Here is a 10,124-nt window from a genome sequence, read left to right as displayed (position 1 = left end):
GACAATGCCAGCGGCTTTGTGTTTGCCGGATTTTTGCCCAGCAAGGCCGGCGAACGCGACCAGGCCATCCAGGCGCTGCGCGCCGACACCCGGGCCACCGTGATTCTGGAGGCGCCGCACCGCATCGAGGCGCTGGCGCGCGCCATGGCCGTGCTGCAGGGCCGGCTGGTCACGGTGGGGCGCGAGTTGACCAAGCAGTTTGAAGAAATTGCCACCGTGCCGGCACAAGACTTTGCCGCCTGGCTGGCGGCCGGACCGCAGCGCACGCGCGGCGAGTTTGCGCTGGTGCTGCATGCGTCAGCCCCGCAGGAAAGCGCCGAGGACAGCACCCGCGTGCTGCAACTGCTGCTGGCCGAACTGCCGCTGAAAACGGCGGTGAAGCTGGCCGCAGACATCACGGGGGCGCCGCGCAACGAGCTGTATGACACGGCCCTGAAGCTGAAAAAAGAATGAACCCGAACGCCGACCAACTCTGGCGCGGGCCGCGCTGGGCGCTCGCGGTGCTGCTGGCGGTGCTGGGCATGCTGGGGCCGTTTTCGATTGACACCTACCTCCCGGGCTTTGCGGGCATCGCGCAGTCGCTCGGGGCGTCACCCGTGGAAATGCAGCAAACGCTGTCGGCCTACCTGTTTGGCTTTGCATTCATGAACCTGTTTCACGGCGCGCTGGCCGACAGCTTTGGCCGGCGTCCGGTGGTGCTCTGGGGTATTGCCATGTTCACGCTGGCCTCGGCGGGCTGCGCGCTGTCGCAAAGCATTGAGCATCTGGTGTTCTTTCGGGCGCTGCAGGGGTTGTCGACCGGTGCCGGCATCGTGGTGTCGCGGGCCGTGATCCGCGACCTGTACCCGCCAGCCCAGGCCCAGAAGGTCATGAGCCAGGTCACCATCTACTTTGGCGTGGCGCCCGCGCTGGCGCCTATCGTGGGCGGCTGGCTGTTTGTGCATCTGGGCTGGCACAGCATTTTCTGGTTTCTGACGGCCGTCGGCCTGGTGCTGTGGGGCACCAACTACCGGTTTTTGCCGGAAACCCTGCCACCGCAGGACCGCCAGCCGTTTGAAGTGCACCACCTGATGCACGGCTACTGGCAACTCGGTTCGAGCCCGCGCTTTTTACTGCTGGCCCTGGCCAGCGGCGTGCCGTTCAACGGCATGTTTCTGTACGTGCTGTCGGCGCCAGCCTTCCTTGGTGATCTTCTGGCCTTGCAGCCAACCCAGTTTTTCTGGTTTTTCATGCTGACCATTTCCGGCATCATGCTGGGGGCCTGGCTGAGCGGCCGGCTGGCGGGAAAAATCGCGCCCAAGCAGCAAATCCGCCATGGCTTTGTCATCATGCTGGTCACGGCGGTGCTGAACCTGGCGGCCAACCTGCTGTTTACGGCCCATGTGTCCTGGGCCATGTTTCCGATTGCCGTGTTCGCCTTTGGCTGGGCGCTCATGGTGCCGGTCATCACGCTGCTGGTGCTTGACCTGTATCCGGAGCGGCGCGGCATGGCGTCTTCGCTGCAGGCCTTTATCGGCTCCAGCGCGAACGGCGTGGTAGCGGGCGTGATCGCACCACTGGTGATGCACTCCGCGCCCGCGCTGGCGGCGGTCTCGCTGGGCATGCTGTGCATCGGACTGCTGGCGTGGCTGTACCTGCACCACCGCTGGCCCGAGATTGGCCGTTCGGTGACAGGGGAATAGTCCCAAAGGGCATTGAATGCATGCCAAAAAGTGCCGACAGCCCTTACAAAACGGCGCCAAATGGCCACTTATTTGATAGCAAAAAAAGCCCGAGGCAGCCCGATGAACAGCTCATCTTTCGGGCATCTCCAAAGGGAACTCAATGCCCTGGCCGGTGCGCTGCACCACGTTGCGGTCGTCCAGATACACCCAAAAAAGCATGTTCTGAAAGTTGTCGAGCCAGCGGTAGTTCATGATGTCGCCAGGCCAGGACGCCACGCGGTCCACGAAAGCAGGCGGGCCAAACGCGCGCTCCACATCGTCGCGCTTCCAACGGCCCACCTCGATTTTTGAAAACTCCTGCGCGTTCAGTACCTGCCGCACGGCGACCACCCGGCCTGCGGCATCCAGGTCCACCATCACGGCGGTCTGGCCGGCGGGCTGCCTCGAATACTGCAAGCGTGTCCCCGCGTTCAGCGGCAGCACGCGCGATGGCGTGCCGTAACGGGCTACGGCCTCTTCGCGCGACGCGCCCGGCTGCAGCGCACTGAACGAGGCACACCCCGCCAGGAGCAAGACCAGCGCAAGGCTGGAAAAGATTTTGATGGCTTTCATACTGCACTCCCAAGACACAGGAATATTGGAGAACCCCCTATTGCATCACGTTCCCGGTACACCGTACCGGCACCGAATTTTTGCGCTGCAGCGGATAAATCGCCTGTCAGCTTTTTCCCAGTGCGCGGGATAGCTGCTCGGCCTCATGAACCAGCAGGGCACCGTAAGCGTCGATCTGGGTGCTGTGCAGCCTGGCACTGGGTCCAAACACGGCCAGCGACCCCGCCACCTGCTCGCGGCCATGAAAAAATGGTGCCGCGACGGCCACTGCGCCCTGGAGCAATTCGTCCCGGCTGACCGCATAGCCGCGTTCGCGGATTCGGCCCAGTTCCTTCTCATATTCAGCATCTGCCCCTGGAGCGCTCGCGTCATGGGCCATGGGATAGCGCGACGCGTCAGGCATATTGGCCAAAATCGCCCTGCCACTGGCGCCGACCGTCACTTTCTCGCGGTAGCCCACGCCACGCTTGAAACTCAAGGGTTGGGCGCTGGGTATTTCCGCCACGCAAATTCGGTAATCACCCTGCGGGATGAACAAGGCCACGGTTTCACCCGTTTGTTCCCACAGCCTGCGCATCATCGGTTGCGCCACCTCGCCAATGTTCATGCTGGCGGTCCACACATGCGCCAGATGCGCCACCGAAGGTCCCAGCCTGAATTTTTGGGGCTCGCCGCCCGAAGAAACAAAACCGTTGTGCTCCAGCGTATGGAGCAACCGATACAAGGTGGGCCGGCTCAGGTCCACCCGCTTGAGTAGCTCGCCTGCGGTTAGCGCATGGTCTGTGGCCGTAAAGGCCATCAGGATGTCCAGCGCCCTGTCCACTGCGCGGACGCTATCCCCAATTTTTTCTGTTTGACTCATTGAATTTTTTCTGGATGCTTTGCTTGTTGGCCTGAATATTACAGGTACGCACTGTTCACACCATGGACAAAATTTCCATCCAGGTGTTTGACATGGCGCAACAAATCCATAGAATGGACAAAATATTCACCAGACGGACATCAAATGATCCGTAGTCCGTATTTAACCCGCCAAGGAGACTGCAAGCATGAACAAGGAAATGTCTGAAACGCTTACCCGTACCGCAGCCGGAACGCCAATGGGTGACCTGATGCGGCGCTACTGGGTGCCGGTTTTGTTGTCCAGTGAAATCGCCCAGCCTGATGGTCCTCAGGTGCGCGTTCAAATTCTGGGCGAGAAACTGCTGGCGTTCCGCGACACCGAAGGCCGTCCGGGCCTGATCAGTGAGTTTTGTTCGCACCGCGGCGTGTCGCTGTACTTTGGCCGCAATGAGGAAAACGGCATCCGCTGTGCCTACCACGGCGTCAAGTTCGACCGCAACGGTCAGTGCGTGGACGTCCCGGCTTCGCCCCAGGCCTGCGCGCGCATGCACATCAAGTCCTACCCCTGCGTTGAACTGGGCGGCCTGCTCTGGTGTTACATGGGACCGCCCGACAAGCAGCCCGCCCCGCCAAACCTGGAGTGGTGCACGCTGCCGGCCAGCCACGTGTTTGTCTCCAGGCGCGTGCAGGAGTCCAACTACCTGCAAGCCATGGAAGGGGGCATTGATACCAGCCATGTGTCGTTCGTTCACAGCCATGAGGTCGACACCGATCCGATGCACAAGGGGGCCAAGGCACTGGACTACATCAAGGCCGACGGCAACGTGGTGTTCAACATCGAGAAAAATCCCTTCGGCCTGACCTTGTTTGGCCGCCGCAACGGTGATGCGGACTCCTACTACTGGCGGGTGACGCAGTGGCTGTTCCCGTGGTTCACCCTGATCCCGCCCTTTGGCGAGCATTCGCTGGCGGGCCACATCTGGGTTCCCATCGACGACCACAACTGCTGGGCGTGGAGCATCAACTTCCATCCCGGCAAACCGCTGTCAGACGAGGAGCGTCGCCACATGGAGGAAGGCAAAGGCATCCACGTCGAATACGAAGCACCGGGCAGCTTTCGTCCCAAGGCCAACAAGGACAACGACTACGGGATGGACCGGGTCGCGCAACAGGAAAAACGCGCCTACAGCGGCATCTTCGGATTTTCCGCGCAGGACTATTCGCTGCAGGAAAGCATGGGTCCCATCCAGGATCATGCAGCAGAACATCTGCTGCCCACCGACAAGGCCATCGTGATGGCACGCCGCATGCTGCATGAAGCGGCCCTGGGACTGGCCGAAGGCGCAGAGCCTCCGGCACTGGACGCATCGACGCAACGGGTGCGCGCCGCCGGGGTTTTGCTGGATCGCGCACTGGACCCCGTGGAATGGGCAAAAGAGCGCCTGACGGACGGACGCAATCAACCCGTCTACTCGATCTGATTTCGATCTGATTCACATAAAAATCTGGAGACAAGCTTGAAAACCATCCACCTCAGAGGGCTCGCCGCGCTCTTGATTACCCACTTGAGCTTTGCCGGCATGGCCTGTGCGCAAACGTGGAGCCCCACCAAACCGGTGCGCATCATCGTGCCGATCGTGGGTAGCACCAACGACGTTCTGGCACGCCTGGTGGCGCCAAAGCTGCAAGAAGCCCTCGGTCAACCCGTCATCGTCGAGAACAAGCCCGGCGCTGGCGGCAACATCGGTGCAGACCTCGTGGCCAAGGCGCCTGCTGATGGCCATACGCTGCTGGTCGGCTACAACGGCCCACTGGCCATCAACGTCTCGCTGTTCGACAAGATGCCGTATGACCCGCTGAAGGACCTTGCACCCATCACGCTGGCAGTGAAATCGGCGCAGTATCTGGTGGTCAACCCCAATGCCGGTATTGGCAGCGTGGAAGACCTGGTGGCCAAGGCGAAGGCCAACCCGACAAAATTGGCCTACGCGTCGATTGCCATGGGCAGCGCCTCTCACCTGACAATGGAGATGTTCAAGCTCGCCGCCAACATTCACATGACCCACATTCCTTACCGGGGAGCCGGGGCGGCGGTGACCGATCTCATTGCAGGCAACGTGCAGGCCGGCTTCTTTGTGCCGGGCAATGTCCAGCAATTCGCCAAAGATGGCAGGCTCAAGCTGCTGGCATCCAGCGGGCAAAAGCGGTTCGCAAGCACGCCGAACGTGCCCACCATGATCGAATCAGGATTCCGGGACTTCGAAGCGACGTCGTGGATCGGCTTTCTGGCACCGGGCGGCACGCCGCGCAACATCATTGACCGCTACAACAGCGAAATCGTCAAGATCCTGCACAGCCCCGAGGTGCATGAAAAGCTCCGGGACATGGAATTCGAAGTGGTCGCCACCAGTCCCGAGCAATTCGGCACCTGGATCCGTTCGGAGATTCCGCGCTGGGGCAAGGTGATCAAGGCAACCGGGGCCAAGGCCGACTGACGGACAAGCACACATGGCACGACTTACCAACAAGACAGCCCTGATCACAGGCGCAGGCGCAGGCATCGGTGCTGCGGTCGCATTACTTTTTTGCAGGGAAGGCGCGGCGGTCACGCTGGTGGATGCAGATGCGGCAGCGCTGGAGAAGACCACCCGGTCCATCCTGGGCGAAATCCCGACAGCGAAAGTGAATCACTTCGTGGCCAATGTGGCAGATGAAGCCCAGGCCATGGCTGCCGTGCGGCATTGCGTCGACACTTTCGGCGGACTCGACATCCTGGTCAACAACGCAGCCATGCGCAGCTACTCGGCCGTGGCGCACGCCAGGCCTGAGGAGTGGCAAGCGGTGGTGGGCGTCAACCTGGTCGGATCGGCCAATTACTGCCGGGCCGCCTTGCCGGCTTTGCGCCGATCAGGCCAGGGCAGCATCGTGAACGTCTCGTCTTGCTATGCGGTGACTGGCCGCAAAGGGATGGGACTTTACGATGCCACGAAAGCCGGACAACTGGCTTTGACGCGGACGCTGGCATTTGAGGAGGCAGAACACGGCGTGCGCGCCAACGCGGTATGCCCTGGATCCACCTTGACGGACTTTCATGTCGGCCGCGCCCAGGCCGGCGGCAAGAACGTGGAACAACTCAAGACCGAACGCAAGGACACGTCGCTGATGGGCCGTTGGGCCACACCGGAAGAAATTGCATGGCCCATCCTGTGGCTGGCCTCCAGCGAGGCCTCGTTCATCACCGGCACCACGCTGATGGTGGATGGCGGGCTTTCCATTATGTAGATGTAAAGGCAAGACCCGAATCATGGAAAATAGCTCTCCATGAACGAAACCACCCAATTACCCCCTCTGCCCGATCGCCTCTCCGTTGACGCGCGCAGCCCCCATCACGTCGCGGCCGTGTTTGAACATGACATTGGCATTCGGCTCAATGGCAAAGAACTCGTGAATGTCGAGGAGTACTGCATCAGCGAGGGCTGGGTCAAGGTTCCCGCAGGCAAGACAGTGGATCGCAAAGGCCATCCGCTGCTGATCAAGTTGAAAGGCCAGGTCGAAGCGTTTTATCGATAGGCCAGGCCTGTTCGCCATGACCTGCGTTTGTGCAACCGCGCACCCGGAAATGCTTGGCCACCGGATGGGCATGGCGGTGACCTTTGAATTAGTGGCAACCGGAAACGCAAACATCAATCCGCAAGGATTGCGTTTCAACGAGGAAACACAAGGTTCTCCGGGTGCTGTTAATGGTGCGGCTGGCGGGGATCGAACCCACGACCCTTGGCTTCGGAGGCCAATACTCTATCCACTGAGCTACAGCCGCAACGCTGAATAATGATTTGCCCCCAGTCTGCAGGGGATGCAGCCGGGAGTGTTTGTGCTGTGTTCACGAATTACGTCACACAACGCCCTCCATTCTATCAGCCAGCCGCGCGCCTTCGCGATTTCCAAGGCCCACGGCTATAATCCGCAGTTGCTGAGCAGACGCTGTAGCACCCCCGATAGCCCCCGATTTTTAGTTTTTTGAGGATGCCATGAGCGCAAACGACCACAACACGGCCCACGAAGAAGCCCACACTGGCCCGATCAAAACCCCACAGCAGTTGCTGGCTGCGGTTTTTTTCTCTTTTGTGGTTCCTATTTTTGCCATCATCGGGCTGGTGTATTACGTGACCTCGGCCAACAAGCCGTCCGCGGGCGTCGATAACTCTGAAAGGGCCGTGGCACAGCGCATCCAGAAAATCGGCATGATTGAAATTCGTGATGCCAACCGCCCGCTCAAGTCTGGAGAAGAGGTTTACAAAGCACAGTGCGTGGCTTGCCATGACTCCGGCGCCGCAGGTGCACCCAAGTTTGGCGACGCCGCAGCTTGGGCACCCCGCCTCGCGACGGGTTTTGAAGCGCTCTGGAATTCGGCCCTCAAAGGGAAAAATGCCATGGCTGCACAGGGCGGCGGCGACCACAACGACATCGAAATCGCACGTGCCGTGGTCTACCTGACCGCGTCGGCAGGCGGCAAATTTACGGCGCCTGCAGCGCCTGCGCCCGCGGCTGCAAGCCCGGCTGCGGAACCCGTGGCGACCCCAGCGGCAGCCGTCACCCCAGCAGCACCTGTAGCAGCAACGGCGGCGGCCCCCGTCGCGGTGGCGGCGGTGGGCTCCGGCGAAGCGCTTTACAAGCAAGCCTGCGTCGCATGCCATGCCTCAGGCGTGGCCGGCTCGCCCAAGCTTGGCGACAAGGCAGCCTGGGCACCCCGCATCAAAACCGGCCTTGACATGCTGACCACCAGCGTCATCAAGGGCAAAAATGCGATGCCTCCCAAAGGGGGTTCGACGGCATCTGACGCCGATATCCGGTCAGCAGTTGAATACATGGTGAACGCTTCCAAATAAGCAGCGTCAGTCACCCATAAAAAAGCCGGTCACTGACCGGTTTTTTTATGGGTGACTTCAGGAAAATCTGGCACCAGCCCTTATTTAACGGTCGCAGTGCGCTATATTTTTTGCAGTGCCTGAGGACTGCGAACATAGCAAAACCGTGCAGGCAGATCACGCGCCAGCACTTCTTGCGGCACCCACAAGCCCTGCTCCACCGCATCGGCGGCATGTGTCATGTCCTGGGTATGGACCAGGCCAAAGCCTACATCTGTTTCCAGATACACCCGGCCCCCTTCATCCACCATGCAGCGCTGCACCCTGGCAGGCTGGCCGGTGTGTGACGCGACCGCAAAAGCTGGAGCGGCATCCACACGCCAGATCAGCGGCGTGGCCTGGAGTTCGACATACACGCGCTGCGGGCCATTCTGAAAAAACCACTGCCCGTGCGTGTCGGCCTCGTAGTTGCGCTGGATGAAGTCCACCAGCTTTTCATGCTTGAGCAGCGAGCCCTTGCCGGCGCCACTTCCGGCGGCTTCGGCGGCTTCTGCCCGAGAAAACGAGGCAGCAAACGAGCCGGCCGCCTGCGCCCTGTCGTCGCGCATATACCAGTTGCCACGCGCATCCAGCCCGAGCCAGCCGTAGCAGTCGGGAACGTTGGGCCACTTCGCGATCGCCTGTCGAACAATGTCATCCATGAGGGCTATTTTGCACTGCCCTCACCGGCGTGACACGCCAGGGGTTAAAGCTGCGCCGCCAGAAAGGCCGTGACCGCTTCAGGCATGACGCGCACATTGCCCGGAAAAGCGGCGCAGCCCGCAGGCGCGGAAGGAAAGCCCACATGCCCCCCCTGCGCGGGCTGCCACAGTGTCACGAAAGGGCTGACATCGGCAGCCCCTGGCAGGCTGCCAGCCGGAACAAAGGGATCATTCAGGGCATTCAGTGCCAGCGCGGGCACGGCGACATGCTGCAGATGCGGCTTGGCTGAGGCGCGCGCCCAGTAATCATCGGCATCTTCAAAACCATGCAGCGGTGCCGTAAAAATGTTGTCGAATGCATACAGGTCGCGTGCCGCCAGCAGCGCCTGCCGGTCAAACAAGCCGGGGTGCTGGTCCAGCTTCTTCAGGGCCTTTGGCACCATGGTGCGCAAAAACATGCGCGTGTAGACCTGCCGATTAAACCCCTGCCCTATGGCCATGCCGCTGGCCGCCAGATCAAGCGGCGAGCAGACCGAGGCCACTGCCGTGACGACGCTTGCCGCCTCGGCACCCATCTCGCCAGCCCAGCGCATCAAGGCGTTGCCCCCCAGCGAGACACCCACCGCCACCACAGGTCCCGCATGTTGGCGCCTGAAACGCCGCAAAATCCAGTCGATCTCCTCGAAATCGCCCGAGTGGTAGGCGCGCGGTGCACGATTGAGTTCGCCCGAGCAGCCGCGAAAATGCGGTACGGCGCAGGCCCAGCCACGACTTCGGGCGACGCCGGCAAAAGCCTCTGCATAGTGGCTGGCCGACGAACCTTCAAGGCCATGAAACACCACCAGCAGCGGTGCATCAGCGGCGCTGGCGTGCTGCGCAAAATCGACGTCGACAAAATCGTCATCGGGTGCCACCCAACGCGCACGCCGAAAAATCGGTGCATCACCCAGGTAGCGCCCGGAACGCAAGGCGGCCCAAATCGTCTGTGAATTGCCGCCTGGAAGCCACCAGGGCGCTACATACTTCATAACCAACGACGCCAATCAGTGAAGGACCGGTGGCGTTTCCGATACCTCATGCATTTCGCTTGACGTGCCGGGGCTGGCATGGTGAGCCACCAGGCGCCAGCCCTGCGCCGTCTCGTGATACACGTTGGTGGCGATCACATAGGCGTGCCGGGGGCCTTCTTCCGTCAGCACTTCAATACGCTCCAGCACGTTGTGCACACTGGCGCTCATCGCATCGATCTTGCGTACTTTTTCAGGAAAAGCGCGAATGGTGCCGTTGGAAAACATGGTGTCAAAGGTGCTGCGTATCGCGGCAGGGCCAACCAGACGCCCGCCCCCCGGATGCACGCAGACAATGTCGTCTTCATCGCCCCAGCAGGCCATCAGCTTGTCGATGTCACCACTTTGCAGCGCGTCGTAAAAAGCCGCTTC

At 61.2% G+C, this 10,124-nt stretch carries 11 protein-coding genes, 1 tRNA gene and 1 pseudogene; 7 read left to right on the top strand and 6 right to left on the bottom strand.

Annotated elements, in window-relative coordinates; translation table 11 throughout:
- Both IV091_RS04240 and IV091_RS04235 read left to right on the top strand, forming a co-directional pair.
- A pseudogene (locus tag IV091_RS04240) lies at positions 1–453 on the top strand (16S rRNA (cytidine(1402)-2'-O)-methyltransferase); the annotation flags it as partial.
- Complete coding sequence (locus IV091_RS04235; RefSeq protein ID WP_293465555.1) at positions 450–1,682, top strand: multidrug effflux MFS transporter; 1,233 nt, start codon at positions 450–452, stop codon at positions 1,680–1,682. The pseudogene IV091_RS04240 and the gene IV091_RS04235, both read left to right, overlap by 4 nt.
- Before the next feature lie 111 nt (positions 1,683–1,793).
- On the opposite strand, the gene IV091_RS04230 is transcribed toward IV091_RS04235, so the two are convergent.
- Positions 1,794–2,276: a hypothetical protein gene (locus IV091_RS04230; RefSeq protein ID WP_293465553.1), complete on the bottom strand. Its 483-nt coding sequence runs from the start codon at positions 2,274–2,276 to the stop codon at positions 1,794–1,796.
- A gap of 106 nt (positions 2,277–2,382) precedes the next feature.
- Positions 2,383–3,138, bottom strand: coding sequence for an IclR family transcriptional regulator (locus tag IV091_RS04225; RefSeq protein ID WP_293465551.1), 756 nt, complete (start codon positions 3,136–3,138; stop codon positions 2,383–2,385).
- Positions 3,139–3,325: 187 nt separating this feature from the next.
- Between IV091_RS04225 and IV091_RS04220 the strand changes: the two genes are divergently transcribed.
- From IV091_RS04220 to IV091_RS04205, 4 genes are read left to right on the top strand one after another with little or no spacing between them, the layout of a single operon-like run.
- Positions 3,326–4,600, top strand: a complete 1,275-nt coding sequence (locus tag IV091_RS04220; protein WP_293465548.1) for an aromatic ring-hydroxylating dioxygenase subunit alpha — start codon at positions 3,326–3,328, stop codon at positions 4,598–4,600.
- A gap of 36 nt (positions 4,601–4,636) precedes the next feature.
- Positions 4,637–5,614, top strand: coding sequence for a tripartite tricarboxylate transporter substrate binding protein (locus IV091_RS04215; RefSeq protein WP_293465545.1), 978 nt, complete (start codon positions 4,637–4,639; stop codon positions 5,612–5,614).
- A 13-nt stretch (positions 5,615–5,627) separates the two neighbouring features.
- On the top strand, positions 5,628–6,401 hold the full coding sequence (locus tag IV091_RS04210; protein WP_293465542.1) for an SDR family NAD(P)-dependent oxidoreductase: 774 nt from the start codon (positions 5,628–5,630) through the stop codon (positions 6,399–6,401).
- Between the two features lie 39 nt (positions 6,402–6,440).
- Positions 6,441–6,689, top strand: coding sequence for a DUF3297 family protein (locus tag IV091_RS04205; protein WP_293465539.1), 249 nt, complete (start codon positions 6,441–6,443; stop codon positions 6,687–6,689).
- A 171-nt stretch (positions 6,690–6,860) separates the two neighbouring features.
- Here IV091_RS04205 and IV091_RS04200 read toward each other — a convergent pair.
- A tRNA-Arg gene (locus tag IV091_RS04200) sits at positions 6,861–6,936 on the bottom strand.
- 211 nt (positions 6,937–7,147) lie between these two features.
- Between IV091_RS04200 and IV091_RS04195 the strand changes: the two genes are divergently transcribed.
- Positions 7,148–8,005, top strand: a complete 858-nt coding sequence (locus IV091_RS04195) for a c-type cytochrome (RefSeq protein ID WP_293465536.1) — start codon at positions 7,148–7,150, stop codon at positions 8,003–8,005.
- 101 nt (positions 8,006–8,106) lie between these two features.
- Here the strand turns inward: IV091_RS04195 and IV091_RS04190 are convergent, their stop codons facing one another.
- The 3 genes from IV091_RS04190 to IV091_RS04180 form a co-directional block, all read right to left on the bottom strand.
- Complete coding sequence (locus tag IV091_RS04190) at positions 8,107–8,685, bottom strand: DUF2946 family protein (RefSeq protein WP_293465533.1); 579 nt, start codon at positions 8,683–8,685, stop codon at positions 8,107–8,109.
- 44 nt (positions 8,686–8,729) lie between these two features.
- Positions 8,730–9,713, bottom strand: coding sequence for an alpha/beta fold hydrolase (locus IV091_RS04185; protein ID WP_293465530.1), 984 nt, complete (start codon positions 9,711–9,713; stop codon positions 8,730–8,732).
- A gap of 15 nt (positions 9,714–9,728) precedes the next feature.
- Positions 9,729–10,124, bottom strand: a 396-nt coding sequence (locus IV091_RS04180; protein ID WP_293465527.1) for a nuclear transport factor 2 family protein, incomplete at its 5' end; no start/stop codon positions are given.

The sequence above is a fragment of the Polaromonas sp. genome, from assembly GCF_018780625.1.
GTDB lineage: Bacteria > Pseudomonadota > Gammaproteobacteria > Burkholderiales > Burkholderiaceae_C > Polaromonas.
The sequence above is the reverse complement of the archived record's forward strand: the minus strand, read 5'-3'. Positions and strand labels throughout refer to the sequence as shown.